We start from the raw sequence: 25,046 nt of genomic DNA, 5'->3' as shown, positions 1-25,046 counted from the left end.
GCTAAACAACTTACTTAAAACTTCAAAACCTATTGCGCAAATCAAAAGGTATTCAAATGAAATCTTTAATGTATTTAGCGACACTTATGGGGTCCACCCTCCAGTGCCATCCTTTTCCTGACTCATCGTTTTTTTGCTTTGAGTTGCGCGAGCTGATGTGAGAATAGTAACTCTTACCGGAGATCAAGGCCGAGTTCCGCATATGGGATGCGTGCATGCCGGGAAGTGCTGCTAGGCAATGCAATTCACAAACTTTAGAGGCAGAACCCGCAAATAAATGATTGACGATTGAACTTGAATGAGGGCCGACTATTACTCTTGCGTCTTTCATGATATCAATCTGCTCTTTGTAGGTTAAAACTCCCATCGTATAAGATTTGAAGCCTAGCGATTTTATTACCTCAATAAGCTCAAGCTCATTGGACACTCTTCTTCGAGAGGAGTCAAGGCGAGTAAGGTATATATAGGAGCCATCCAGAGGAGCGGATGATGAGAACTTCTCTGTGTAAAGGGAAAACTGATTCCCGTTAAACTTAGCCTCATCGAATCTATCTGCAGCCGAAATATGGATTAGCTCCTTGCACAAGATGACCTCCTTCCTGACTTCTAATATATTAACGCTATTCCCAAACCAGAACCGCAATGAACTACTCTGCCACGGCTTTAGTGATGGCAAAAGTAAGTACATATCACCGAGAATGCCTAAGTCTTCTAAGAACTTAATTGAAGGCAAAGTCTGCAAGTGCCAATGACCATAGTTGTTTATAGAATCACTATTCACTACCCGGACAACAGGCTCATCAACTACCCTGATATGTGTCGAGTCAAGGTCATCTTTATAGCGCATAAAATCAACATCATCGGAATATAATGGATGCACGTAATGTATTCTTCCCTTGAACCTTGACGACGGCATAACTGGCAGGCCCTCTTCATCGATGATCAGCGACGACTTACCGCAATAGTGTACGTTATTAAGTTGCTTGAATGCAATTACATTAGATAGGTATGAATTGTGCACGAAATCAACCTGTCTCAGGGCTTTGTCGTATTGAGGAGGATAGAAATCCAACTCTCCAACAGTGATCGTAGTTGAGTCATGAAGAACAATGTACCCTGCGTATTTCGTTTCACTATTGCACCAATCTTTTGCAATCTGATTGATTGACGATGAGTGTTTGAATGTTTCGGATCGGAGATCTTGAAGGGTAGGCATTAAGTCGCGTGATGTTGGGAGTACTAGTTATTGACGGCTTGATGATTTGCTCGAAAGTCGACACGAATCTTGCTAGGAGTACCATCCTCATATTCAGATAAAAACACACCATTAAAGTGAGAGAGGTTCTTGGTCTTAACCTTGAACACACACGTTTCAGAATTACTGTCGAATTTACGATTCGACGATTTTAACCAGCGGCCCATATATTCATACCTTTCAGCCTTGGCATAGTCAAAGAATTCAGGACACTCACAAAAAATAAAATCCATAAATTTTAGAGCTTCCCATGGGGAGATTCGATTTGATTCCATTTCTCTGCTAGAGATATGGAGGCATTCTGGACTAGATATATCAGCTTTTATAAATAGCTCTAATGCATTTGCGATATAGTTATCGATATCGCCGAATAGGTACTGCGCAAGTGCCAACGAGGAATTGGTGGATTGGGCATGGATAATACTGTTGACAACCCCCATAACTGAAATTGTTTTTGTATTCCCTCTGATGTTGAGATAATCCACAGAGTTGATGTCATTAGAGGCTGAAATAGGCTGATCCGGATTAAGATCACCATTTTTTAATTGCTGAAGAGCAAGTACAATAAGCGCTAGCTTTGAAAAGCCAAATCCAGGAAACCTCCTTTTATAGTTACCATTCATTGAAATCGAATCATCTGTTAAATCTTTGTGCGCTGATCCGGTGGTGCGCCCTGAGGATAAACATATATTCTCTGTCGAAGGAGTGCATGGTATTAACATATCTCTGCCAGAAGAAGAGGCCGTTAATAAATCAACTTTTGATTTTTCGTTCTGGCTAGTCTCTGTATTTCCCATGATTACAATAGCCAATCTATCTAAGCTAGGTGGCTGATATATGTCACAAATTAAATGGACTCGGTCATTGAATAGGCCTGCAGGTGCATTGTTAAGTGCTCGATGAGGAATATCTACACGAACAAGATGACCCTTGCCATCAGCAGGGAAATGGACCTGAAAAACCTTATTGTCTAGTGATTTCCATTGAAAGCTACAGTCAGGATTGGTAACGATAGGGATGTGAAGTCTCCAAGCCCCCTCTTCATTAATCCTGTCTCTATGAAACGGCATTAAATAATCTCTGCTCTTAAGTCGCATGTACCTCATTCGATAGCAATCCAGCCCTGCTTCCTCTAAAAGATGCTTCAATTCCTGGACATAGCCATAAAATATTTCAGTGGGTTTAACTGCTTTCTCGGAAGTACCTAAGATATCTTTGTTTTCCTCAATACTCTTGCGTGATATCCCATCGTGTATGTGTCCATTCCTGCTCGTAATCGCTAAGCAATCATAGCCATCATCGCCTTCTTTGTAATTCTTGGGAGCTAAAGTCCTGATGCACTCTATGTAATGATTCTTCAATTGACAGACGTCAAATTTGACGTCTTGTAAGGTTGCGTATAATGGTTCCCAGTTAGACATTGATGAATAGCCTGGTCAATTAATACTTTAGGGGTTTTCACGGATTTTTGTCGCGCCCCTGTAAGCCTCGCGATACCAGGCTGTCCTGATTCGAGGGTGGCCAGTCGTGATTGACGCTGCTTCTTTCGTGAGGCGATGTGCTCATTGTGCTTTAAATATGTATTTCTTTGATTGACTTGTCAAGTCACTCGCCTGGATATCCTAAAATTTGTTGTCGATAGCGTTGTTCTACGTCCTGCTGGTTCACCTGCTGGCCTCCAGGCACTTAAAGCGAATACATAGCCCTAAGGGGGAGGCGCAATGGTGCTTAACTATGGCCTGAACATTGACTCAGCTTAAGGGTACTGATTCCTGGAGCGAGGTTGCACTAGGAGTTCATCCAGCGAAGGGATCACACCCCCTTCGCCAGCTGAACATCGTGGTGGTGACGTGACCCCCTTTATTGGTCCAAGCGCAATGAGAGTGGGTAGTTATGCAGCAGCTGCTTGTGCTGCCTCCAGGGTTCGACGCCCCTGAAGGACCGAATTCGGCCCGCGTGTGTTGTACTCCCAGCGCCAACGATCAGCCAAGCCCTGGGCTTCCGCCACCGTGGCAAACAGCTCGGTGTTGAGGAATTCATCCCTGAAACGGCTGTTGTAGACGAAGTCCAGCGGAGCTCATACGACTCGGCAAAGCCGTTCTGAAACGGTGCTCCTGGTTCGATGTAGGCGGTGGCCCTACCGCTCCTCATGCATCAGAGCCGTAGGGCGTGAGCAATGAATTCGGGGCCGTTGTCGTTCCGGATGAATGCCGGAGCTGGATAGGGGCTGGTGAGTTCCTCCAGCACTGCCACCACGTCGTTGGCCTTGCAACGCCGTCCGACGCGGATCGGCGCCGGCGTCGAACTGGATGTCCATCGGCGCGCCTGGCTCGCTTCTGCTTTCTCGGTGTAGGGCGCTGGAGCCCCTCCTCGCTCCAGAGGCGTTGCACCCGCTTGTGATTCTCCAGCCAGCCCTCTCGCCTGAGCAGGCGATACGCCATAAGCCGGCCCCAGCGAATGTGCTCAGCTGCGATCTCCCGGAGACGTCGCCGCAGCTTGGCTTCCTCGATGTCGACAACCTTGATGGCATGTCGTTGAGTGCTGCAGTGTTGGCCCACCACCCTGCAGGCGAGCCGCTCCGAAACCCGGAACATGGCGCGCAGGGCCTCAACAGACCTGCGGCGGCGTTCTGGGCTCAGAAGGTTCCCTCGGCTTACTCCTGCGGCTTCGCCGGGCCTGCGGCTAGAGCATCGTCTTCTCCAGTTCAGCCTCGGCCAGATGCTTGTTGAGGCGGGCATTCTCTTTCTCCAGTTGGGTGATCGCTTGGTCTCCTCGGCCTACATCCCTCCGTACTGCTGCTTCCAGCGGTGATAGGTCAGCTGGGTGACCTCGATGGCGCGGCAAACATCAGCGACGGTTGTGCACTGGGCGATCAGCTGCTCAGCGGTTTTGAGCTTGCGGATGATCTGCTCGGCTGTGTGGCGGATTCATATCTTGGTGAAGTCCCCGGCACAGTCTGGCCGAATGAGGAATCTCATTCACCCTGGAGCAACTGCCGAGGGGCACGTCAGGTCCCCTTGGCGTTGAGGCTGCCACCGGACACCTCAACGCTGGTTCTGCTGCAATGACAGTGATCGCTGATGGAGCAACCGTTGCACTGGCCTGGCTGAGTGGCTTGCGATTGCGGCAGTTGCTAACACTGAAACAGAGCTATCGACAAGTCGATCCAGATATTCCGCCGACCGCAGATATTGATCAGCCAGATCCGATTACTACTGAGATTGATTGATTAATACAAAGCATGGTATCACGAAATATCAATCAATTCAATGAGCATGAAACCGAGAAGTTTATCCTCGCGATATTTCTTCCTATCATGATAATCTATTAAACTGAAACCTGAAGGCATTCACTACTGGAAGTGAGCGCAGCAGACCTGCTTAATATAAATACTTAGGCGCCAAAGGCTTGCGACAGCAGCAATAAAAGAAGTAAGCAGACTGAGTATTTCTTCGGCTGCTTGTCTCTCTCTTTTTGTCGATGCGTTGATCCGTAAAACCAGCATTTTTCAACAATTGATGCAGCTCCTCTTCTGAGAAATGATGCGTGAAGTACAAAGCTTTGCCTTGATCGTTGCGTGATACATACGTGTGCGGTTCATTAGTGACTTCTGCGTCTGACCTGTAGAGCTCAGCATACATGGGGTTGATGTCATCGGATACGCCCGAAGCTGAAAGATAGAGATAGCCACCGGGGCGAAGTGCTTTGTATAGATTCGCAAGCAGGGCGGCTCGGTCATGGCCTGGCCCAACAATCGAAATGACAAGTTGGCAGATTACACCGTCAAACGAACCAACTTGCAAAGCTCGGCAATCCGAGCTAAGAATATCGCCGCACAAGAAATCGAGGCGCCTGCCAGAAGCACCATCTGAGGCTTGCCTCAATCCTGCAGTGGATTGAAGGGCTTGCGTTATGGCAGATTTGTTAATATCAACACCAACAACAGAAAAGCCCTTGTGAAAAATCATTTGGCTGAATACTCCACTACCGCATCCAGCATCGAGAATGGCGGGCGGCCTTGAATCGCCGAACGTGGCCATGACGTCAGCCAGCACGAACTCGAGAGGGCGAAAATCGTGTTTCGTAGGAATCTCCTCCGCTGCAAAGGCCTGCCAATCAGACCGTGCATCTCGTTGAGCCATGGTTGATTATCACATTAGGATTAGAATTTGCTGCTCAGTTATGAATAAGGATAACGTTTCTCCAAGCCACAAGGAAACGGTTGTCGTAACATAGTGCATAAGTCAGTAGTGCCGTTTCTGAATCAGCGCAATCAACTACAGAATGGCTTGGTTGTGGTGAGCGGCGCCAGCCGAGGAATCGGGCGTGAATTGGTGCACGTGTTACTGGCCTCTGGGATCGAGGTGGTGGCACTGTCACGACAAGCTTGCAAGCCTGCCGAGAACCTCACTGCACTGAGCGCAGATCTCAGCGACGCGGACGGGCTCAGTACCGCTGTCGACATGTTGAAGACTGTGATCGACGGCAGACCTGTGGCGGGGCTGGTGAATGCGGCTGGAGATGTGAAGCCGTTAGGAGCTCTGATTCACCAGAGCACATCTGATCTGCTGCGAGCATTGTGTCTGATGGCTGTGGCGCCGGTTCGACTAGCTGCTGCAGTCGCGCCATTCATGCCAACAGGCGGCAGAATCCTCAACTTATCGACTCGGTCAGCGCAGGCGATCTTTCCAGGCCTTGGTGCTTACTGCATGAGCAAGCACGCTTTGCATGCCGTTACTGAAAGTCTGCGGCATGATCTGAATCCGAAAATCACCGTTGCAGAGTTGATTCCCGGGGAGGTGGATACTGGTATGCAAGCCGACCTACGCAACCCAGATCCTGATGAATTCCCACTCGCTTCGTTCTTCCGTGGCAACCGCGCCAATCTGATACCTGCTGCTATAGCGGCTCAGTTCTGTAATTGGGTGCTCACCCAGACCACGCCAGAGGAGTTCAACCGACCTGAGCCCTGGTTCATTTATGACCGAGCGGATCAGCCCCGCTGGCTCACTGAAGGTAGTGCGTTTGACTACACAGAGCCATGAATCAAGCAGTGAATTGATCCAGCGGTGCTTCTTGAGAAGCTCATTAACCCCAGACTATGACAGCGAATCGTGAACGCAGATCGTCAAGCAGATTGGGTTAAACAGTTCCGCTGGGAGCTGGTCGGGTCCTATTAGACGTCATCCTGATGGCCCCTCAACTGCTGGCCTCCATCCCAGCAATCTGAGCAGGCCTTTGATGTCGTGAGCGAGGGCGACGATCCTCTCGCTGATCGACCAGATCACTTCCAGCGCAGGACATTGACGGCCAGGCGGCGCAGCATGTCCAGGATCTGGACGCCGTTGTTCCCGCGGTAGCGGTGGGCGTGTTCCCGCAGCGGCACATCTCGCAGCCAGTGCCAGCTGTTCTCGATCGACCAGCGGTCTCTCACATGTTGCAGCAAGGCTGTGGCTGTGGTCCTGAGACGGTGACGTAGTAAGGGTCTCGTCGATCTGCTTGCCATCCCGCTTGCCTTTGCAGCGCATCGCCAGGATCGTGGCGCTGCCGGGCCAGTTGTTGATGATCCACTCCGGTGCGGGCAATCCCCGCGGGGTCCAGCGCAGATCACGGCCACGCATGCGCTCGCGGTGGCAGCACTCGAACAGCGCCTTGCCGCCGTCGGTCAGCCGATCCCGGATGATCCGAAAAACCTGAGGCGGCTTTGTTTAACGGCAAACAGGAAGTTACCGACACGCTGCTCGAGCTCGAGGAAAAAGGACGGTTCTTATGCAGCGCATCCACTTGCACCAGCAAGCCACTGAGCTCCGCGCGATCGAACAGCTCGCACCGTCCATCGCCTAAGCGCCTACAACAACGACCTCGGTTTCTATCGCGTTGACGATCTCACTGGCCTCATTGATGGGCAGGCTCCCAGTGATGCTGGCTACCTCCAAGCAACTCACGTGCGTGCTCAAGCAGACGATCTCTTGCTCACCAGTGAGCAATTGCCTGGGTATGCAGAGTCGGCCACATTCACTGATATCAGCCTCAATTTGAACGATCAATACGGACTCATGATGGCTGTGGACGGTAATCCCAACACACTCTATTCCTCTTTCGGCAGCCAATCCCAACGGTGCCGTGAGATGTTCAATCTCAACTCCCAGATCAGCTCTGATGTCACCACCATCAGCATTAAGGATCTAACCAATAGCCCATAACAATGCTATCAGTTCTGATTATAACGATTTTATCCTGGAAATAGGAAACTTCCACTCCGTCAGCACCTTCTGAACTCGTAGTCGGCGATCATTAGGGGCCAGTTGATTGACATTTAGGGTTTGACATTATTTGGGTTGACCAGTTTTGAATGTCGAACCAACAGAGGCTGGAGCAACAAATCAGCCAATACGATAATAAAAAGCAGAGCCAAGAGTTGCTCTCCCAAGGGTTCGGCCAAGGGTGCTGCAACGCCACTGAGATGCGGTAGCTCTTCCGTCATCGACACCGCCAACGCCAAGGGCACTGCCCCCCGCAATCCAAATCCGGCAACCACGAGGCGATTGTGCCAGGGGAACCGCTTTGCAGGCAACAGCACGATGACCATCAGCAGCCGAGCCACGGGAACCACCACCGCGAGTGCAAGACCTAGAGCCAGTACTGACAGCAATGCCACGGGCTTCACCAGCAAACCAAGCAGCAGCAACACCGTGATTTCAGCGGCCGTGTTGAGCGGATGCATGACCCGGCACAGGGCCTGCTGCTCAAAGCGACCGATTCGGTAACGACCATTCGATAGCAACACGCCCGCCACGAAAACGGCCAGCAGCCCTCCACCACCAAGGATCTGGCCGAACCCGTATGCCACGAACGCCAGCGCCACTGTGACCAACAACAACATCGGCTCAGAACGCACCAGGGCATCAATCAAGCGCGGTGCCACGCCACCCACGACCAGGCCGGCCATGACACCTGCCAGCAGGTGAAGACCTACAGCCGCGAGCTGTTCAGTCAGCCGCATCGCAAACAGACCATGCAGTGCTTGATGATCACCATGGTGGTTGGCCTGTAGAACACCAGCTAACATCCCAAACCCCAGCAATGTGACCAGCGAACTCACCGCCGCCTCAAACTGCAAGAGATGCCTCAAGCGCGCACGGATCGGATGACCAACGGCTTGCAGCAGATCTTCGATGGCCCCACTGTCCGTGGCTCCCAGGCAGCAGACAGCCAGCAACGCGGCGGCCGGTGGTATGTGATGGAAGAGCCAAGGCGAGAGTAAAAGCAGTGCCGAAGCCGTAGTCGCAACTGTGATCACAACGCCTGTAGAGCCAAGCCGCAGACCAGCCATGGCCATACCGCGAATACGCCTGAAATCGGTCCTAAGACCGGCGTAGAACATCAGCAGCGCCAGGCTGACCCGATGCACGGTTTCCTCGTGAATGGCATCAAGGAGCTGGGACTGGTTCAACCATGCCGTGGGAATGAGGAGGCCCAGGAGCAAGACAGCGGCAGCCCCTGGAATTCGCCAGCTCGCCGCCAGTCGGTCGACGGCAAGGGCTGCCAGATAGATCAAGCCAACGCCGAGGAAGAAACCTCGCGGTAACAGCGTGCCCTCCAGATGAGGGCTGGGAATGTTGAAGGTAATCAGTAAAGAGCCAAGCACCAAGGTCTGAGCCAACCTTGCCGTCATCATCTCAGCCTTTGGCCTTGTCGCTGCAGCACCAGGGTCGGTGAAGCAGAAGAACCCCTCCAAGTCCAGGCTGATCAATCGATTTGAGAATCTTGCGGAAGCACCCGGGCAATCAGAATCAACACAGTGATAACGCCATAGGCAATCGCCCATGGCTGGCCAGTACCCCAGCCAAGATTTAAAACCGTGTCTGCTGTTGAGAACGTCCAGGCATGCAGCACCCCGAACCAGGCCAGAACAGCTGCTGAGCCGCTACAGACCGCCGCAGCAAGAAACCGCTTTTCAATGGCGAAGACCAACAGGGCCGCTAACAGCATCGCTGTGATGATCTGTCCTTGCTCAAGCGCAAAGGCACCCGCAGCCCAGACATCACCTGATGCCAACTGGGTGATCATCGCCTCGTTGAAGGGTCTGGCCTCGCTCCCCAATGCTCCTGTTCGCAGGCCAGCTTTCAGCAATTGCGCTCCCCATCCCGCCAGGCCAGGCAGGATCCCCAACACCACGGCCGGCGCATGCCTGGAGGGTGTGGCCTGAAACGCCTGTGACGTCATCGCGATCCCGATGTAGAGCACGATCGCCATGCCGGCATCAATGGGAACTAGCAGTGCGATCAGGCCGAACAGTCCAAGGAAGCAGGCTGCTCCCATCACCACACCATTGAGCCACGAATAACCCGAACGGGCCCCGAGGTCTTTGAAGCCTGAATGACCGATGTAGATCGTTGTCGGAAAGCAGGATCCCAAGGCCGCGGCTGCCAACGTGCCGATGCCATCAATCAGGAGGCAGGAGCGGGTGCCGTAGCGGTCTCCTGCGGCATCGGCGCTATCGAGATTCTGTAGGGACCCGATCACATTGAACAGACCCATCGGCACGATCACCCCAAGCCAGGGAACCAAGTCGGCGCGTGCCTGCCAGAGGGTGGTGAGTTGCAGTGTTGGGGTTTGAAGCGTGACTGTGCTGAGGCTTGCCTGCCAACCACTTGCCGAGGGATGAATCAGACCGCTACTCCAGGCGAGCACCATGCCCAGCAACACGGCCATCAACCCCGTGGGTAAAGGCCACCGAACCCTGGCGTAGTAACCAAGCAAAATGACAGCCAGACTCGCCAATCCAACCAGTGGATTGGCATAAGTGCGCAACAGAAAACCAAGGGCGATGTAACCGAGAGCGATGCCGGCGAGCGTGGAGAGCAATGCGGCACGAGGCAACCAGCGTCTCAAGCGATCGGCGCAAAAAGCACCCGCCGTTTCGATCAGGCCTGAGCCCAGGCAGGCCACCATGCCAGCATGCCAGGAGCGTGTGATAGCGGCTGCCTCCGGCAGGCCACTGTTCAGAGCCGCCAGCTTCACGGGCAGCATCACCAGGAAGATGTAGGCGAACAAGCTGACCGTGTTGATCCCATAGGGGAGTGCTGTGCAGTCACTGCGCTGTTCACGAGCAGCGAGGCGTCTGGCCAGGTGGGTGTAAGCCAGATTGCCGACCAACAGGCTGACGCCAACCGCTGGCAGGATCTGCCCGAACAGCAGGGCATCGGGGTAACCGAGGATGCCACGGCAGAGGCTGATGATCAGCAGAATCTGAATCAGATTGTTCAGGCCCAGAGCCAGGAAGCCATCCAGATCACCGGGTCTCCAGGGACCCAGAAAGCGCGTCAGTGCAGTGGGCATTCAGTTGCGCCGGAACGCATGGGCACTCAGCATTGTTCCATTCACGCCACAGCAATCACGCGAAGCCAAGGGCCCCATCGATTCACAACCCCAACAAGGTTGATGTCGATCGGCCTCTCAAGCTGCGCCAGCCAGTGATGGATCGAAGGTTCCAAGGTGATCAGCGGCCAGGAGATCCCTTGGCCCTGGTGGAGGGTGAACCCCCCTGAGCCATCAGGCACCAAGTGCCCTGGCCAGTGCGAGACCTGCCGTGCGGTTGGGACACCACCTGAGTCGGCGTCAGAGACAAACCCGCTGGGCGGAGTCGGTGCCTGGTGCATCAAGCTTGTGGGATCGGCCAGCGCTGAACGCTGACGATCACGCCATAGCGGGTGATGCCATGGCGTGTCCCAAAGAGGCAACGCAGCTGATGGCGCCTGCGGATCCCCAATCAGCCGTTGTTGAACGTGAAGGGGTGACAGATTCGCGGGCCTGCAGTTCAGCTGCACCGCCAGGGCCGCAGCAGCGCCTGCCGCCTGGCCCACATTGAGAACAAGGGGCTGCAGGCGAGTGGCGCCATTGGCCATGTGGCTGGTGCTGATGGCCTTGTCAGCCGCCAGCAGATTGTCGATCTCGGCACTGACCAGCGCACCGTAGGGAATGCAGAACGGTGTTCCCGTCCAGCGCCCACCCCAACGGCAGCTTTTGGCTGCCAAGGGCCAATCCGGCCCGGGATAGTGATGGTCATTGGCGTAATTGCCCACAGCGATCGATTGCAGCGCACCGGCTGCATCCATCGGCATGGCAGCGCACGAAGCCCCCTCGCCAAGGGGCAACAGATCCTGCTCGATCACCGTGGCGCGTCCCACCATGCGCCGCCCCTCCCGCCAGTAGGGCATGGCCGCCAGCCAAGGGGCCGGGCTGCCTGATTCGGCAGGAAACGCATCGCCGAGTTGCAGCCACCCTCCACTTGCCTCGATCAGGGCCTCGGCAAAACGCAGGCTGTAGGCCTGCATTTCGGCATAGAGCTCCGCCTCCTGTTGTGGATCTCCGCCAAAGGCCCGATCCAGCCCCCAGTGCCAATCATTGCCATGCAGGGGCCAGTTGAGCATGACCAAGCCACCAGGCAGGCGCCCATAGGTGAGGGTGCGCTCCAGGCCAAAGGCCTCACAGGCGCGTTCGAACGTTGCCGGCAGCTTGGGGCATCCGTCAGGATCGATGCCGCGGGCGGGATCCGCCTGCAGGTGCGCGTTCTGCAACTGGCCCATCACCACCCAGGTGGGGGATTGCACCGGTTGCTCTTGGAAAAAAGGCTCCGTTGCTAGCCGTTGGCGGCTTGGGGCACTCGGCTCACCCCATTGCTCCTGCACCTCCCAGCCAAAGCGGAAAGGCGCCTCCGCCAAGGGGAGCAGATCCCCCCGATCGCTGCCATCGATCACCACCTGACAGCCCACCCGGCGTTGCTCTCCGTCGACGTCAACGCGCACCGCCGTGATCAAGGAGTGCTGGCGTTCGACCTCCAGCAAGCGGCAACGGGGCCACCAGAGAAGCTTGGGCTCAGCGGCCACCCAGTCCTGGAGGATCTGCTCCGCCGTGGTCGGGCGGTAGCCAAAACAGCTCACCCAGTTGTGATCAAGCCCGTCCGGTTCACGACGCTCCAACTCCCGCAGAAAGGCACCCCATAGTCCTGTCTGCCAGGGGGTGAGCTCATTGCCATCGGGGCAGCACACCCCAGCAGCACTGACCATTCCCCCGAGCCAACTGCCTGGGGTCAGTAGAAGCGTGGAGGCACCGCCACGAGCGGACTGGATGGCAGCGGCCGCACCACCGGTGCCGCCCCCCCACACGAGCACTTCGACCGTATCGAGGGAGGCGCTCATGCCTGGGCGGAATCCTTGCGGCAGATGCGCAACTGCTGTTCTTGCGAAAGATGGCCGAGGCAGCGGAAGCGAAGTCCCACGAGTTGGTCGTAAAGAGGATTCAGTTTGCACATCGGCGGGATGTGCACCAGCTTGTGGCCGAATAGGACGATGTCGCGTTCAAACGGGCACTGAGAGGGGATCAGATTGACGATGAATCCGGCCACCCGCGGATCGGAAGGATCGAGTTCATCAAGCCAGTGCTTGAGCGGTTCCAAAGGATGCCAGTCGTCATCGCTGAGATGGTCGATGCAGGGTTGCAGGCCCGCCAGCGGCGCCTGATCACAGCCGAGCAACTCGGCCCAGTGCTGCAGCAGATCGAGTTCTGCGCGGCTGAGATGGCCATCGGCAAGGGCTACCACCACGGCGGTGCGCAGGAACTGTTCCGCGACGGTGGGATCTGCCGCGAGAAGCCGCGCCAAATCAGCATCGTGCACCGGCCCCATCGCCTCCCAGTCGAGTTCCGATTCCGGCAGGGTTTCCGAGAGGTGCTCGGCGAGCATGCGCCGTTCTACGGCGTCAAAATCACCATCGGCCAGAGCCAGTTGGTGCAGGGCCGCGAGCCAGACCTGGAGTGAGGGATCAAGCTGCTCAGGAGAGGCCATGGGGAGAACCTTCGCAAAAGATGCGGCGAGGAGCGGTCGTTAGGATCCAGCGTCAAGCCTGAGGCCAGGAGTGACCGCCGAAGCGATGACCTACAGCCTCACAACTCCGCTTTATTACGTCAACGACAAGCCCCATCTCGGCAGCACTTACACGACGATTGCCTGTGATGCTCTAGCCCGTTATCAGCGCCTGGAAGGTCAAGAGGTGGTCTTCATCACTGGCGTTGACGAGCATGGCCAAAAGATTCAGCGAACGGCGAGCGAACAGGGAATCGCCCCCCAGGACCACTGTGATCGAATCACGGCCCGCTACCAGGAGGCCTGGCGGCAGTGGGGGATCAGTAACGATCGCTTTGTGCGCACGACGGCAGACCGTCATCGCCCCCTGGTGCAAGCGTTTTTCGCTCGCTGTGAGGCGGCCGGGGATATCCGTAGCGGCCGCCAGACCGGTTGGTATTGCGTGGGTTGCGAAGAATTCAAGGACGATCCTGCCAACGCCAAGGACCCCTGCTGTCCAACCCATCAGAAGCCACTGGAATGGCGCGATGAAGAAAATCTTTTTTTCTGCCTCTCCAATTTCCAGGAGAGGATCGAACAGCTGATTCAGCAGCCGGAGTTCATCGCCCCAGCCAGCCGCCGCAAAGAAATTCAGAATTTCGTGGCGGGAGGCCTTCGCGACTTTTCAATCTCCAGAGTCAATGTCTCCTGGGGACTACCGGTCCCCGGGCATGAGGGCCATACGTTCTACGTGTGGTTTGACGCTCTGCTTGGTTACCTCACCGCCTTGCTCGACGATGGTGGTGCCATTGACCTGGAACGCCTGGAGAGCGTGGGTTGGCCTGCAGACGTTCAAGTGATTGGCAAGGACATTCTTCGCTTTCACGCCGTGTATTGGCCGGCCATGCTGATGTCGGCGGGCCTGCCGGTTCCCAAACGCGTGTTCGGCCACGGTTTTCTGACGCGAGAAGGCCAGAAAATGGGCAAGTCACTGGGGAACGTGCTGGATCCCGATGTGCTGCTGGAACGCTGCGGTCATGATGCCGTGCGTTGGTACCTACTTCGTGACATTCAATTCGGTGAAGACGGAGATTTCCAGCAACAGCGATTCAGTGACTTGGTGAATAACGATCTCGCTAACACGATCGGTAATCTGCTGAATCGCACCGCATCAATGGCCCGTAAGTGGTTCAGCGATGCCGTACCGCCGATCGAGCCGGAGGCCCTCGCGGACCATCCCCTCAAAGCCCAAGCGGAGACGGTGATTCAGACCGTGCATCAATCCATGCCTGAGCTTCGCTTTCAGGAAGCGTGCGAAGCCATTCTCGGATTGGCCATCAGCGCGAATGGCTTCCTGAATGAACAGGCTCCTTGGAGTCGAATGAAACAACCAGGGCAGGAAACCATCGTGGGGGCCGATCTGTATGCCGTTCTCGAGTGCAGTCGGCTCGTCGGCCTCCTCCTCTCACCCCTCGTTCCAGACCTCAGCGCCAGGATTCTTGCCCAACTGGGCTTCGATGCCCCTCCAACACGCTGGAAGAGCGAGCTGATCTGGGGCAAGCTGCGCTGCGGATCCGCTCTCCCTCAACCGCAACCGGTCATGGCCCGACTCGAACTCGACGGACCACTCTGATGAGACCAACACCGGGTCTTCGGCTGGCTGGAGGGATCGTTCTGATCTCTGTGGTGCTGTGCGGCTGTGAATCCGCCGATGACAGCGCAGCTCCTGCCGCGCCTCCGTTTGTATTCCGTTCGCTGGAACTGCGGCAGAAAAAAGCAGATGGTTCAAGGGACTGGGACCTAAACAGTCCGGAAGCTCGCTACGAATTCGGTCGCCGACTTGTGCGAGCCCGAAATCCCTCAGGCTTGCTTTACAACAAGAACAAACCGACCTTCACGATCAAAGCGCAGACCGCAGTTGTCCTCAACGATGGCCAAGAGGTTCTGCTGGAAGGGGATGTGCAGCTTCAACAACTCACGGGCCAAAAGGTGTTGATCCGTGGAGATCGCCTCCGCTGGACCCCCGGGCGCTCTCTGCTGGTGATCGACCAACGCCCCCAGGCCGATGACCAGAGCAATCGACTCCGTGCCAGCAGTGCTCAGCTCCAACAAGACAGCCAAGATCTCACCCTCATGGGTGTCGTGCAGCTCGAGCAGTGGGGGCAAGCGAGGAAGCCAGGCGTCAATCCCAACAGCGTGCTCCGCACCCAAAAAGCGATCTGGAATCTCGGTGATGGTGCACTGCAAGCCCAGGGTCCTGTGCTTGGCCAGCGACGCGAGAAGCAAGACACTCTTCAACAACTTCAAGCCAGCCGATTGTCGGGCAATACTCAAGAGGGAGTGATTGATCTGATTGAACCAGTGCGGGTGCAGTTTCCTCAACGCAAAGGCCTTCTGAACGCCCTCACAACCCGATGGAACTTCAAGAAAGAGACCCTGAGCAGCGAACGCCGCTTCGATGGTCGCCTCGACCGATCCAATATCGAAGGCCGTGGTTTCCTTGTCGACCTGAAAAAAAGCACGTTGAAGGTCAGTCAGGACTGCAGACTTCAGCAACCCGGCGAACAACTCGAAGCTGATCACTGTGAATGGAATTGGAGCAACGATGCTGTTCTGGCCAAGGGGAACGTTGTGCTCCGCAGAAAGAGCAACAATCAAGTCACCCGCAGCCAGGTGCTCAGAGGCAAAGTGGGTCGAAAAGGCACCGTTATCTTCTCTGCACCGGGAGACAAAGTCCGTTCAGAACTCAGCCTGGATGAGGGTCGGTCTCGGTCAACAAAGAAGACTCGTCAGCCTGCACCAGTGTCATTCTGAGCCGCTCACACCATCCACTGAACCAACGCTCATCGGAACGGCTGAAGCAGCGCTCTGACCAGCCTCCAAGCACCACCCAGCCTCTGGCTTCAAGAGGCTGAACCATCACAGCCGGTAGATCGGGAAGCACAGAATCGAATTCCGTGCGCCCTGGATATAAGGCAGTTTTCACCAGAGAAATCAACTGGCCCTGCTCCGTGGAGCGCTCACAGATCGCGCCTGGCTTAAACGGGCTGCTGCAGATCAATCCACGTCTCATCAGCACCTTCCCATCCCAGTAGACAAGCATCGTGGCTGCTGATGTGGCAGTGAGGAGCAGTTGGCTCCCCCAGGCCAACTCCAGGCGAACGGGATCCGGCAGCCCATCCACAAGCCAAAAGGACTGATCCCCTTCAAGAGCGACTGCCTCAGGAGCTTTAGGCACTGCTCTGGTCCAGAGGACGGCCACAAGCATGAGACCGACACCTGCCAAACCCGCCAGCACTTCAGCCCGCTCAAGGCTCGGCTGAATGGACGGAGCAGTCGTTGCATTCACAGCAGCCATCAGAAGCACCAACAGTCCGGCAGAAAGGCTGATTCGGGCGGCTGGTGGCATGGGTGATGTCGTGGCTGCTGTCAGATCGCTGCACTCTTGCTCAAATGGGGCAGATCACACCAGCGGGAATGACCGAGGCCGAAGCGTTTGCTGCCGTCGCTCTTGGAGCTGTGGCTTGTGACGGTGTGCTGGGAAGAGACGAGGCCCACGCCCTGCGTCGCCATCTTGAACATCGAACGCCGTACAAAAACGCCAGCGAATCCGAGATGGCTGCCCTCTTTGACGGACTTTTGGCTGTGTTGCGCGAGCAAGGCCTCGAACAGCTTGTCGATCAGGCGTTGCCCCAATTGAATCTGGAGCAACAGGAAACCGCCCTGGCCCTGGCCACGCAATTGGTCCATGCCGACCGCTCTGTCGATTCAGCAGAAACAGCCTTTCTCGAGACCCTGACCCGCAAAGTGGACTTACCCGATTCGCGCGCCAGAGGCATCGTTGAGGCGATCATGGCCCTGAATCGCGACAGCCTGCTCTCCTAACGGCAGACTGCCTCCATCTGGCACCAACGCATGCTGAGGATTTCAAAGCTCCTAGCCGTTCTTTCGGCTACCGCCCTGTCCTTGTGGCTGCTCGTCCCGACGGCCCTGGCTGTTGCACCCGTTGATTTCCCATCGGTCCGCCCCTCAGATCCGGTCCTTGACGGAGCCGAGGTGTTGAGCCGATCGAGCCGAACTGAGCTGAATTCCAGGCTCCAAGAGCTCGATCAACAGCGTCTCGATGCCCGTCTGATCACTGTGCGTCGCCTTGACTACGGTCTCACCCTGAACTCCTTCGGTGAGCAGCTTCTCGAACGCTGGAGTGGCACAGCAGGTGAAGCCCCTCTTCTGCTGATGTTGATCGAAGCCCAGAACAAACAGGCCGCTGTGGTGGCGGACTCTGCACTCTCCAGCAGGCTTCCTGTGGAGCTGCTGCGTAGCACCGGACGCACCACCATGAGTCAGCCGCTGCGGGATGGTGACCGCTATCGGCAAGCCAGTCTGGATGGAATCGAACGCCTTGACGTGGTCCTCAACGGTGGGGAAGACCCAGGCCCACCGGTTGAAGTCGAACGGACAACTCTGCCGACCAACATTCCGACGAAGGAAGAAACCGAAGAAAGCAATGCTTTCACTTGGGTGATTGTCTTGCTGGTGGTGGGAACCATCGTGCCAATGGCTACCTGGTGGGTTTTCTCCCGCTGAACAACGCAAACCATGGCGATGCGCAACTGGATCAGCACCTTCGGTCAGGCCAATGCCCGCGACCTCAATAGTGATCTGGACAGGGGCTACGAGGCAGCCCTGCTGATCCAGAGCCTTGAACTGGAGTACTACGGAGATCGCCCCATACGGACTGAGCTTGAGCTCTCCGTACCACGCTCGGTGCAGGCCACCATCCTGCGAAAGTTCAAGTCAGCTCTGAATGTCTGTCGCACTACGCTCGACAGCCTCGAATCACAGAGAGGCCAGCTGGACATGCAAGAACTGCGCCAGCTTCAGCTAATTGAAAGTGTTGTGAATCGGTACACCCCCAGGCGCACGGCTTCAGCTCCAACGATGAGTCGGGCTCCCGATCCGCTGCCGAGGTCTTTGCTCGGTGTGGTTGACACCGTAAGGCGTCAACTGGATCCTACCGCTGAAGCCACGCTGGTGGCCGGATTCCGCCGAAGGAGGGATTCGACGCTGATCTCCCTCAAGGTGCTGTTGTTACTGATCTTGGTGCCTTTACTGATTCAACAGGTCAGTCGGACCTACATCATTAGCCCGATGGTGGACCGTTATGCCCCAGACCTGCCTTTTCTCAGCTATCCAAAACCCCAACTTGAGGAGCAAGCTGTTGAGAAACTGAGAGTTTACAAGGCAGAGATTGAGTTTGACGCACTGTTACGAGGTAAAGCTATTCCAAGCCAGGAAGAATTGCAACAGGCGCTTGCGGTAAAAGCCGAGGAACTAAAGGAGGAAGCCGATTCCGAGAGCACCCATGCCGTTAAGAATGTTCTATCTGATCTAGCTGCTCTGATCGCATTCGTCGTCGTTTGCGTCGTGAGCAGGGAAGAGCTCAGAGTTCTGCGAGGCTTTTTTGATGAAGCCGTCTATGGCCTCAGCGACTCAGCCAAAGCGTTTGCAATCATCCTGTTCACAGATATTTTTGTCGGATTTCACAGCCCCGAAGGATGGACAGTGCTACTCGACGGAATTGCCAATCATTTCGGATTCCCAGCACGAGATAATTTCATTCTCCTCTTTATCGCCACCTTCCCCGTGATCCTTGCAACCATCTTTAAATATTGGATCTTCCGCTACCTCAATCGCGTCAGTCCCTCCTCTGTGGCGACCCTGCGGGGGATGAATGGTGGTGGCTGAACCCAATCAGCTTGTGCTGGTCAGCGGGCCATCTCGGGGCGGGAAAAGTCGCTGGGCGGAACACCTGATCAGTCAGGAACCATCGGTGACCTATCTCGCCACATCCGAAAGCAGACCCAACGATCACTCCTGGCAACAACGGATCGACATTCACCGGCAACGAAGACCAGAGCACTGGAGGCTGGTCGAGTGCGGCGCTGATCTTGCATCAGCCCTCAATCAGATCGAGCCAGAACAATCACTCCTCATCGACTCCCTGGGTGGATTTGTCGCCTCAAACCTTGAGTCAACCGATCACGAATGGACCGCCCTTTGTGAGTCGCTGTGCAACAGCCTGCAGCAACGCAGTCGCCCCGTGGTGATCGTCATTGAGGAGACCGGTTGGGGAGTGGTTCCTGCCACTGCGGTAGGAGGCTTGTTCCGGGATCGTCTTGGCTGGCTTGCCCAGGAGCTGGAGCGTCGATCCAGGCAAAGCTGGCTCGTGGTGCAAGGGCGTGCCTTGGATCTCCACCGCTTTGGGGTGAAGGTGCCATGAACGGCGCCGAACCTAAGCACCCATTGCAAGTGGCCCTATTTGAACCCCAGATTCCACCGAATACCGGCAATATCGCCCGCACCTGTGCGGCCTTTCAGCTCCCGCTCGCCTTGATCGAACCGCTCGGCTTCAGCCTGGAGGATCGATACCTCAAGCGTGCAGGGCTTGATTACTGGCCCCACGTGCAGCTCAGCACCTATCCGAATCTCGCTGCATTCCTGAGGTCGCTACCCAAGGATGGACACCGCTTGATTGGTTGCAGTCGCCACGGCGGCAGGACCTTGCCTGAGATGCACTTCCAGAGGGGAGACATCCTGCTGTTCGGTCGCGAGGATTCCGGGCTGCCCGGGGCAATCCGAGATCAATGTCATGAAATCTGCACAATTCCAATGCCGGGCGGTGAACAGGTGAGAAGCCTCAACCTTTCAGTCGCTGCAGCACTTGTGAGCTTTCACGCTGGACTTCAGCTGGGGCTGTGGTGATTCACAGGCTGATCCACGCGCCCTTGCCGGGAACTGTTCTAGCCGTTACCTTCAGCCCGACTCCGGGTCGTGGCGGCTTCTCCGGGGGTGTCCTTGCTTCCGTTCTGTATGAAGCCCCTGCTGGTTCTCACCACAGCTTCAGTGCTTCCGGTGATCGGCCTTGTAGTTCTGGGTCATCAGCCTGGCTTCGCTGACAGTGATCGCGCCAGTTCGGACCAACAGCTGATTGCAGCTCTGCCACCAGTTCAAAGCCATTTTTGGATTCAGACCAAATCAGAGATCAGCCTCGAGGCTCTTGCCGCTGAAGTCGGGCTGCCTGCGCAAACCCTTGCAGAGCTGAATGAAAAAGGGATCGGAAGCTCATTCGCTCTTGGGCAGTGGCTGATGCTCCCCAAGCGTGTAGAAGCTCAGCTCCACACCAGCACAGCCCTCGATCGCTTTTCCGTACGACGTACGGCTCCACTCACCGCTCCGCCTGCCCCTTTGACTGAGATCAAAGTGCGGGACGGCGAATCGTTTGCCTCGATCGCTCGAAAGCATGGGCTGACGACCACCGAACTACGCAAACTCAATCCTGGTCTCGACCTTGCGCGTCTTGTCGTCGGATCACAGATTCGCGTGGCAGAAGCTTCACCTCGCGAGCTGTTAGCCATCCGTCCCAGTGCCTCTGGTGGCGCGAGCTGGCCGGAACTTCCTGGATTTCCGGATGGTGGCCGCAAGCCCATGGGCAAGCAGTCTTTCATTTGGCCCACCAAGGGAGTCTTCACATCCGGTTATGGATGGCGCTGGGGCCGCATGCACAAGGGAATCGATATCGCTAACAATGTAGGCACTCCGATTCAGGCTGCCAAAGACGGTGTTGTGGTGTTTTCAGGATGGAGCAGTGGCTACGGCTACCTCGTTGAGCTCTCCCATGGAGATGGCACATCCACGCGCTACGCCCACAACAGCCGTTTAATCGTGCGCAAGGGGCAAGTCATTCCTCAGGGCGCCACCATCTCGCTGATGGGAAGCACTGGGCGGAGCACCGGCCCTCACCTGCATTTTGAGATTCGCCAACCCGGGGGAGCGGCCTCAGATCCCATGGCGTTCCTACCGTCTCGTCGCGCCTGAGCGCAACCAGTGATCGTTTAAAGTATCGGCTGACACGGCTCGGTAGCTCAGCTGGTTAGAGCGTGGGATTCATAACCCCAAGGTCGGGAGTTCAAGTCTCCCCCGAGCCATTCGTGTGACAATTCCGGCTCCGTTTGCAGTCTCAACGCATGTCGATGGCGTTGAGACGCTCTCGAAATGAACTTGGGGCTTCGGCCTGGCGCGAGGGCAATAGGGGCTCTGAATCCGACGACTCCAGGGCATTGGGGCGACGTTGAGCACGAACAGGCTGCCCCCTCAACGGACGGGCCTGAAGCGTGAGCTCCCTGGTCTCGGGGTCGCGATTGAGCGGCTGAGCCTTCAGCTCACTACGCACCTGGTTGAGCAGTCGAAAATGGCCGGTGCTGCTGAATTTGCGAAGAAGTGCCTGATCCCAGGCCATGGAGCGTTTGATCATTGCTTGACTGTAGACCTGCCAAACCATCGACGTACACCAGATCACGACAAGTGGAAGGCCTGTCGTGATAAATTGTCGAGCGCAACTGGAAGTCGTTTCGACTTTACTTTAGCCGCCACGCTTCCGCTGCTCAACCCTCGCCCCTTCATCATGACCGCTAACGGTTGCCTGCGCGTGGGCCAACAGGCCCCTGATTTCACAGCCACCGCTGTAGTGGACCAGGAGTTCAAGGAGATCAGCCTCTCCCAGTACCGCGGCAAGTATGTGGTGCTGTTCTTCTATCCCCTGGACTTCACCTTCGTCTGCCCGACTGAAATCACTGCCTTCAGCGATCGCTACGCCGATTTCTCCAGTAAGAACACTGAAGTGCTGGGCGTCTCCGTTGACAGCCAGTTCAGCCACCTCGCTTGGATTCAAACCCCACGCAACCAGGGCGGCCTTGGCGACATCGCCTATCCCCTCGTTGCCGATCTCAAGAAGGAGATCTCCACGGCTTACAACGTTCTCGACGAAGAAGCCGGTGTTGCTCTGCGCGGCCTGTTCATCATCGATCCCGAAGGCGTGATCATGCACGCCACCATCAACAACCTGCCCGTGGGTCGCAATGTTGATGAAACCCTGCGTGTTCTTCAGGCCTTCCAGTACGTGCAGTCCCACCCCGACGAGGTGTGCCCCGCCAACTGGACTCCTGGCGAAAAGACCATGAAGCCCGATCCCGTGGGTTCCAAGGAGTTCTTCGCAGCCGTGAACTGAGCATCTCAACTGACAGAGAGCTTCGTTCAACGATTCGAGCCGCCCTCAAGGGCGGCTTTTTCTTGGCCAGAAAGATCATCAACAAAAGTCCCATCAAACTCTCCTTGAAGCAAAGCCTGAACGCCCGCCAGCAAATTTGGAGCCATCGCAACACGACTTCCATCACTCACTACCACACGCGTAAGCGTGGGCAAACCACCCCTCCTGGCTCGTAAATACACTGGCTCGACATACAGCAGAGCATTGCCCAAAGGAACAACAAGTAGATTCCCCTGCACAACCTCAGATCCAGCTCGATCCCAAAGACCAAACTGTTGACTGATTGTGGGATTCTGATTAATCAAGGCTTGAATCTGCTCTGGACCAAAGATCGGAATATCGGTGGGGAAACGCAGAAGAACCAGTTCTCCATAGTGATCATCATCATTCCGGGCGGCCAACCAGGCCGATAGGTTGGGCCGGGCTAAGGGTGTCAGGGGTTGAAGGAGAAGAAACTCCGACGACTGATTGGTCCGCAATTGGGCAGTGATGTGATAAGGAGCAACAGGGATCTGATCTTTCCCGTAGAGCTCAAGTGGAACCTGCCAAACATCATCACCGCTATAAAAAATGCGAGGGTCGGTAACGTGATATCGGAGAAGCTGCTGCACCTGCAATGCAAACATACTGGGTGAAACCATGAGGTGTTGACGGAGCACCTTTGGCATCTCAGCGAGAGGGCTGAAAAGTTGTGGAAACAAGCGCTGCCAACCAAGAATGATCGGATCGTCCGGTTCGCTCACATACAAATGAACCGTGCCGTTGTAGGCATCAACGACTGCTTTGACGGAATTTCTTGCGTAGCGAAGTGATCGCCCATCAGGGAGACCTGAGGCATAGGCATAGGTATTAGAGGTCGTAAAGCCATCAACAATCCAGTATTGATGCTGTTGCACGTCATACCCCTCAGCAGTTTCTGGAATTGGAACCGAAACGAGATAGGGATCACCATAAAAATGCAGGAATGGAGCCAAAGTGCGAACTCGTTCCTTGACGTCGCGACGGAGCAGAAGCTTGGAATCACGTTCAAGAGAACCCGTGTTGAGAAGTCTTGGCTCCTGGAGGTAAACAGCAGCAGCTAAACGTTGAAACCCGTTGGAGAGGGGGACACCGGCTAAACCTGAGTAATGGTTGTAGAGATTGCGATCGCCTTCTGGAAAATCAAATTCTTCAACCTTTGTTGGTGCAACGGCATAGGGAGAGGGCAGCATGCCGAAGTAGAGAGCAGCGCGGCCAATCGGCACATGCTTTTCCACCTCTTCAGCAGTGATATTCAGAGCAGCATTACCTCGAATACGGGCCGTAGCACCGAGATCACTGATGAAATATTCGGGAAGACCATCTGGGGCCTTGGTATTAACTGGACTGAGGGTGAAGCCAAAGCCGTGCGTGAATACAAAGTGACGATTTAACCAGGTGCGCGAACGATCGGGCAGCGACGCCTGGTCAAGCTCCCGTGCCGCGATGATCACCTGCTGTCGCTTCTCCTTGTCGGTGTGCAACTGGTAGCGATCGACCGCAGCATTGGAGAAGCGGTAGTAAACGCGTAGTTGTTGCAACTGGCGATTGGTGGCCAGCAAGGGCTGACTGTCCCAGAGGCGAATATTGCGGAGCGTGCTGGCACCTTCGACCAGATCATCGGGCTGGAGACGGGGTGAAGGGTTGATGTCACGGCTGACGATTGCATCGAGCTGAAAAGCACGACGGGTCGCCGCAATCGATCGCTCCAAGTAAGGGGATTCCAGGCGCAGCTCCCGTGGTTTGACCACCAGCCACTGGATGGCAGGTGCAATGAACAGCTCAGCAAGCAAGGCCGATGCAGCAATCGCTGCCATGAACAGGCGAAGCCTGCGACGCCGACGAACGCCCGCGGGATAAGGAATCACCAACAGGCCCAACAGGGCAAAGGCGAGAGCTGCCAGCTGACGCAGGGGCAGCACAACATGAACATCAAGCCACCCAGCACCAGCAACAACTCCGTCCTGTGACCAGAGCAATTGGTGCCTTGAGAGCCAAAGCAGAGAGGCAACCAATAGGCAGAGAATGGCCAGAAGTGGACGCAATCGCTGCCTTTCAAGACCTGTCAAGCCAGGGATGGACCAATCAGTGAGGCCTGGGGCACGGGTCAGACGTGCCCAGACCGCGGTGCCGAGGGTGAGCAGGAGCTGAAAGAGCAGCAGTTCAATCGCCAGTGCCCATGCAGAAAAACGCCCCAGACCGAAGCTCACGTCAGAACCGAGCAGAGGTTCGCGAATGCCAACGTCTGGGATCGTCCACGCCAGAGCCCAAAGTCCCCAGGCCCTTCCAGCGATCCAACAGACCATCGCACCACCGACAACCTGAGCCAGGAGCCCCCAACTGCCCAGCAGCACACCGAGCACCAAGGTCAGAGCGGCCACCCCGATGGGCAGGCTGAGGGACCAGCCGGACGACGGAGACACACTCCACCACTGGCTCAGGGAAAAAGGATCGATCCAGGCCAGCCAGGCCAGCCTGAACAACACGCTGAGTACAGCCGCGACCAGGAGGAGGCTTGCGACGAGTACGAGCCCAAAAGCGCGACCACGTAGGGACCACAACACGGGTGGGCCCGGCACGTTTGCTGACCTAAGCCACCAGCGCCGCCAGAGGACGGTGGCCCCTGCAACCACGGCCGCCAGACTGAATCCCGCAGCCTGCAGACCCCAACGCAGGGCGAGGACCTGCTCGAACTGAAACTGGGAAAACCACGCCCACTCCACCTGGACGCGCAAGAGAAACCAGGTCAGGCAAGTGACCAAAAGAAGAGGCAATAGAAGGCGAAATGCCTGGCCCCTATTGAACACTTTCACCCCTCGGGCAGT

25 protein-coding genes, 1 tRNA gene and 1 pseudogene are annotated in these 25,046 nt (G+C 56.0%); 13 read left to right on the top strand and 14 right to left on the bottom strand.

The genetic code is table 11. From position 1 onward, the window contains the following. Positions 1 to 52: 52 nt before the first annotated feature. From H0O21_RS10010 to H0O21_RS13675, 3 genes are all read right to left on the bottom strand, one after another. On the bottom strand, positions 53 to 1,072 hold the full coding sequence (locus H0O21_RS10010) for a DUF563 domain-containing protein (protein ID WP_185189578.1): 1,020 nt from the start codon (positions 1,070 to 1,072) through the stop codon (positions 53 to 55). A gap of 167 nt (positions 1,073 to 1,239) precedes the next feature. After that, entirely contained in the window at positions 1,240 to 2,676 is a 1,437-nt protein-coding gene (locus H0O21_RS10005; protein WP_185189577.1) for a hypothetical protein, read from the bottom strand. A 470-nt stretch (positions 2,677 to 3,146) separates the two neighbouring features. Continuing rightward, positions 3,147 to 3,326: an integrase core domain-containing protein gene (locus H0O21_RS13675; RefSeq protein ID WP_185190981.1), complete on the bottom strand. Its 180-nt coding sequence runs from the start codon at positions 3,324 to 3,326 to the stop codon at positions 3,147 to 3,149. Positions 3,327 to 3,485: 159 nt separating this feature from the next. Between H0O21_RS13675 and H0O21_RS13455 the strand changes: the two genes are divergently transcribed. Beyond that, complete coding sequence (locus H0O21_RS13455) at positions 3,486 to 3,608, top strand: hypothetical protein (protein WP_255440980.1); 123 nt, start codon at positions 3,486 to 3,488, stop codon at positions 3,606 to 3,608. 43 nt (positions 3,609 to 3,651) lie between these two features. On the opposite strand, the pseudogene H0O21_RS13670 reads toward H0O21_RS13455, so the two are convergent. Then, positions 3,652 to 3,849: pseudogene (locus tag H0O21_RS13670) on the bottom strand (IS3 family transposase); the annotation flags it as partial. 183 nt (positions 3,850 to 4,032) lie between these two features. Continuing rightward, complete coding sequence (locus tag H0O21_RS13665) at positions 4,033 to 4,182, bottom strand: transposase (RefSeq protein WP_185190980.1); 150 nt, start codon at positions 4,180 to 4,182, stop codon at positions 4,033 to 4,035. 137 nt (positions 4,183 to 4,319) lie between these two features. Here H0O21_RS13665 and H0O21_RS09985 point away from each other — a divergent pair, with 137 nt between their 5' ends. After that, positions 4,320 to 4,484, top strand: coding sequence for a hypothetical protein (locus H0O21_RS09985; RefSeq protein WP_185189575.1), 165 nt, complete (start codon positions 4,320 to 4,322; stop codon positions 4,482 to 4,484). A 151-nt stretch (positions 4,485 to 4,635) separates the two neighbouring features. On the opposite strand, the gene H0O21_RS09980 is transcribed toward H0O21_RS09985, so the two are convergent. Then, positions 4,636 to 5,295: a bifunctional 2-polyprenyl-6-hydroxyphenol methylase/3-demethylubiquinol 3-O-methyltransferase UbiG gene (locus H0O21_RS09980; RefSeq protein WP_185189574.1), complete on the bottom strand. Its 660-nt coding sequence runs from the start codon at positions 5,293 to 5,295 to the stop codon at positions 4,636 to 4,638. Between the two features lie 210 nt (positions 5,296 to 5,505). On the opposite strand from H0O21_RS09980, the gene H0O21_RS09975 reads away from it, so the two are divergent. After that, entirely contained in the window at positions 5,506 to 6,300 is a 795-nt protein-coding gene (locus H0O21_RS09975; protein WP_185189573.1) for an SDR family oxidoreductase, read from the top strand. Between the two features lie 239 nt (positions 6,301 to 6,539). Here H0O21_RS09975 and H0O21_RS09970 read toward each other — a convergent pair whose 3' ends face one another. From H0O21_RS09970 to H0O21_RS09950, 5 genes are all read right to left on the bottom strand, one after another. After that, the gene (locus H0O21_RS09970) at positions 6,540 to 6,761 is read right to left on the bottom strand and encodes a transposase (protein ID WP_255440979.1); all 222 of its coding nucleotides are present in this window, start codon (positions 6,759 to 6,761) and stop codon (positions 6,540 to 6,542) included. An 810-nt stretch (positions 6,762 to 7,571) separates the two neighbouring features. After that, the gene (locus H0O21_RS09965) at positions 7,572 to 9,008 is read right to left on the bottom strand and encodes a cation:proton antiporter (protein ID WP_185189571.1); all 1,437 of its coding nucleotides are present in this window, start codon (positions 9,006 to 9,008) and stop codon (positions 7,572 to 7,574) included. Continuing rightward, entirely contained in the window at positions 9,005 to 10,597 is a 1,593-nt protein-coding gene (locus H0O21_RS09960; RefSeq protein ID WP_185189570.1) for an NCS2 family permease, read from the bottom strand. The genes H0O21_RS09965 and H0O21_RS09960 overlap by 4 nt, the downstream gene beginning before the upstream one ends. 41 nt (positions 10,598 to 10,638) lie before the next feature. Next, positions 10,639 to 12,456: an FAD-dependent oxidoreductase gene (locus H0O21_RS09955; RefSeq protein ID WP_185189569.1), complete on the bottom strand. Its 1,818-nt coding sequence runs from the start codon at positions 12,454 to 12,456 to the stop codon at positions 10,639 to 10,641. Then, a complete protein-coding gene (locus H0O21_RS09950; protein WP_185189568.1) occupies positions 12,453 to 13,100 on the bottom strand; it encodes a Mo-dependent nitrogenase C-terminal domain-containing protein in 648 nt (215 codons plus the stop codon). The genes H0O21_RS09955 and H0O21_RS09950 overlap by 4 nt, the downstream gene beginning before the upstream one ends. Positions 13,101 to 13,185: 85 nt before the next feature. Between H0O21_RS09950 and H0O21_RS09945 the strand changes: the two genes are divergently transcribed. Further along, positions 13,186 to 14,730, top strand: coding sequence for a methionine--tRNA ligase (locus H0O21_RS09945; RefSeq protein WP_185190979.1), 1,545 nt, complete (start codon positions 13,186 to 13,188; stop codon positions 14,728 to 14,730). After that, positions 14,730 to 15,911: an LPS export ABC transporter periplasmic protein LptC gene (gene lptC / locus H0O21_RS09940; RefSeq protein ID WP_185189567.1), complete on the top strand. Its 1,182-nt coding sequence runs from the start codon at positions 14,730 to 14,732 to the stop codon at positions 15,909 to 15,911. Before H0O21_RS09945 ends, lptC begins: the two co-directional genes overlap by 1 nt. On the opposite strand, the gene H0O21_RS09935 is transcribed toward lptC, so the two are convergent. Continuing rightward, positions 15,844 to 16,506: a cofactor assembly of complex C subunit B gene (locus H0O21_RS09935; protein WP_185189566.1), complete on the bottom strand. Its 663-nt coding sequence runs from the start codon at positions 16,504 to 16,506 to the stop codon at positions 15,844 to 15,846. The two genes, lptC and H0O21_RS09935, sit on opposite strands and share 68 nt — an antisense overlap. A gap of 44 nt (positions 16,507 to 16,550) precedes the next feature. On the opposite strand from H0O21_RS09935, the gene H0O21_RS09930 reads away from it, so the two are divergent. The 7 genes from H0O21_RS09930 (at position 16,551) to H0O21_RS09900 (ending at position 21,085) form a co-directional block, all read left to right on the top strand. Then, the gene (locus tag H0O21_RS09930) at positions 16,551 to 16,982 is read left to right on the top strand and encodes a tellurite resistance TerB family protein (protein WP_255440978.1); all 432 of its coding nucleotides are present in this window, start codon (positions 16,551 to 16,553) and stop codon (positions 16,980 to 16,982) included. A 30-nt stretch (positions 16,983 to 17,012) separates the two neighbouring features. Continuing rightward, complete coding sequence (gene psb32 / locus H0O21_RS09925) at positions 17,013 to 17,684, top strand: photosystem II repair protein Psb32 (RefSeq protein WP_185189565.1); 672 nt, start codon at positions 17,013 to 17,015, stop codon at positions 17,682 to 17,684. A 12-nt stretch (positions 17,685 to 17,696) separates the two neighbouring features. Continuing rightward, entirely contained in the window at positions 17,697 to 18,845 is a 1,149-nt protein-coding gene (gene pxcA, locus H0O21_RS09920; RefSeq protein ID WP_185189564.1) for a proton extrusion protein PcxA, read from the top strand. Continuing rightward, positions 18,832 to 19,380 (top strand): bifunctional adenosylcobinamide kinase/adenosylcobinamide-phosphate guanylyltransferase, encoded by a 549-nt coding sequence (gene cobU, locus H0O21_RS09915; RefSeq protein ID WP_185189563.1) that lies wholly within the window; start codon positions 18,832 to 18,834, stop codon positions 19,378 to 19,380. The genes pxcA and cobU overlap by 14 nt, the downstream gene beginning before the upstream one ends. Beyond that, positions 19,377 to 19,862 carry a tRNA (cytidine(34)-2'-O)-methyltransferase gene (locus tag H0O21_RS09910; protein WP_185189562.1) on the top strand — a complete coding sequence of 162 codons (486 nt, stop codon included), beginning with the start codon at positions 19,377 to 19,379 and terminating at the stop codon, positions 19,860 to 19,862. The genes cobU and H0O21_RS09910 overlap by 4 nt, the downstream gene beginning before the upstream one ends. Positions 19,863 to 19,970: 108 nt before the next feature. Further along, complete coding sequence (locus H0O21_RS09905) at positions 19,971 to 20,975, top strand: peptidoglycan DD-metalloendopeptidase family protein (protein WP_185189561.1); 1,005 nt, start codon at positions 19,971 to 19,973, stop codon at positions 20,973 to 20,975. A gap of 36 nt (positions 20,976 to 21,011) precedes the next feature. Further along, positions 21,012 to 21,085: transfer RNA gene (locus H0O21_RS09900), tRNA-Met, on the top strand. A gap of 32 nt (positions 21,086 to 21,117) precedes the next feature. Here H0O21_RS09900 and H0O21_RS09895 read toward each other — a convergent pair. Further along, positions 21,118 to 21,411, bottom strand: coding sequence for a hypothetical protein (locus H0O21_RS09895; RefSeq protein WP_185189560.1), 294 nt, complete (start codon positions 21,409 to 21,411; stop codon positions 21,118 to 21,120). A 150-nt stretch (positions 21,412 to 21,561) separates the two neighbouring features. On the opposite strand from H0O21_RS09895, the gene H0O21_RS09890 reads away from it, so the two are divergent. Then, the gene (locus H0O21_RS09890) at positions 21,562 to 22,164 is read left to right on the top strand and encodes a peroxiredoxin (protein WP_131457459.1); all 603 of its coding nucleotides are present in this window, start codon (positions 21,562 to 21,564) and stop codon (positions 22,162 to 22,164) included. A gap of 26 nt (positions 22,165 to 22,190) precedes the next feature. Here H0O21_RS09890 and H0O21_RS09885 read toward each other — a convergent pair whose 3' ends face one another. Next, entirely contained in the window at positions 22,191 to 25,034 is a 2,844-nt protein-coding gene (locus H0O21_RS09885; protein WP_185190977.1) for a UPF0182 family protein, read from the bottom strand. Positions 25,035 to 25,046 lie beyond the last annotated feature (12 nt).

The sequence above is a fragment of the Synechococcus sp. HK01-R genome (assembly GCF_014217855.1).
Lineage (GTDB): Bacteria > Cyanobacteriota > Cyanobacteriia > PCC-6307 > Cyanobiaceae > Synechococcus_C.
This window is presented reverse-complemented; position numbering and strand designations above follow the sequence as displayed.

Excerpts from the sequence above, each read along its gene's own strand:
- H0O21_RS10005 (WP_185189577.1), bottom strand. The coding sequence starts at position 2,676 with ATGTCTAACTGGGAACCATTATACGCAACCTTACAAGACGTCAAATTT.
- H0O21_RS09985 (WP_185189575.1), top strand. The coding sequence starts at position 4,320 with ATGACAGTGATCGCTGATGGAGCAACCGTTGCACTGGCCTGGCTGAGT.
- H0O21_RS09980 (WP_185189574.1), bottom strand. The coding sequence starts at position 5,295 with ATGGCCACGTTCGGCGATTCAAGGCCGCCCGCCATTCTCGATGCTGGA.
- H0O21_RS09970 (WP_255440979.1), bottom strand. The coding sequence starts at position 6,761 with ATGGCAAGCAGATCGACGAGACCCTTACTACGTCACCGTCTCAGGACC.
- H0O21_RS09960 (WP_185189570.1), bottom strand. The coding sequence starts at position 10,597 with ATGCCCACTGCACTGACGCGCTTTCTGGGTCCCTGGAGACCCGGTGAT.
- H0O21_RS09955 (WP_185189569.1), bottom strand. The coding sequence starts at position 12,456 with ATGAGCGCCTCCCTCGATACGGTCGAAGTGCTCGTGTGGGGGGGCGGC.
- H0O21_RS09950 (WP_185189568.1), bottom strand. The coding sequence starts at position 13,100 with ATGGCCTCTCCTGAGCAGCTTGATCCCTCACTCCAGGTCTGGCTCGCG.
- H0O21_RS09945 (WP_185190979.1), top strand. The coding sequence starts at position 13,186 with ATGACCTACAGCCTCACAACTCCGCTTTATTACGTCAACGACAAGCCC.
- lptC (WP_185189567.1), top strand. The coding sequence starts at position 14,730 with ATGAGACCAACACCGGGTCTTCGGCTGGCTGGAGGGATCGTTCTGATC.
- H0O21_RS09935 (WP_185189566.1), bottom strand. The coding sequence starts at position 16,506 with ATGCCACCAGCCGCCCGAATCAGCCTTTCTGCCGGACTGTTGGTGCTT.
- H0O21_RS09930 (WP_255440978.1), top strand. The coding sequence starts at position 16,551 with ATGGGGCAGATCACACCAGCGGGAATGACCGAGGCCGAAGCGTTTGCT.
- psb32 (WP_185189565.1), top strand. The coding sequence starts at position 17,013 with ATGCTGAGGATTTCAAAGCTCCTAGCCGTTCTTTCGGCTACCGCCCTG.
- pxcA (WP_185189564.1), top strand. The coding sequence starts at position 17,697 with ATGGCGATGCGCAACTGGATCAGCACCTTCGGTCAGGCCAATGCCCGC.
- cobU (WP_185189563.1), top strand. The coding sequence starts at position 18,832 with ATGGTGGTGGCTGAACCCAATCAGCTTGTGCTGGTCAGCGGGCCATCT.
- H0O21_RS09910 (WP_185189562.1), top strand. The coding sequence starts at position 19,377 with ATGAACGGCGCCGAACCTAAGCACCCATTGCAAGTGGCCCTATTTGAA.
- H0O21_RS09905 (WP_185189561.1), top strand. The coding sequence starts at position 19,971 with ATGAAGCCCCTGCTGGTTCTCACCACAGCTTCAGTGCTTCCGGTGATC.
- H0O21_RS09895 (WP_185189560.1), bottom strand. The coding sequence starts at position 21,411 with ATGATCAAACGCTCCATGGCCTGGGATCAGGCACTTCTTCGCAAATTC.
- H0O21_RS09890 (WP_131457459.1), top strand. The coding sequence starts at position 21,562 with ATGACCGCTAACGGTTGCCTGCGCGTGGGCCAACAGGCCCCTGATTTC.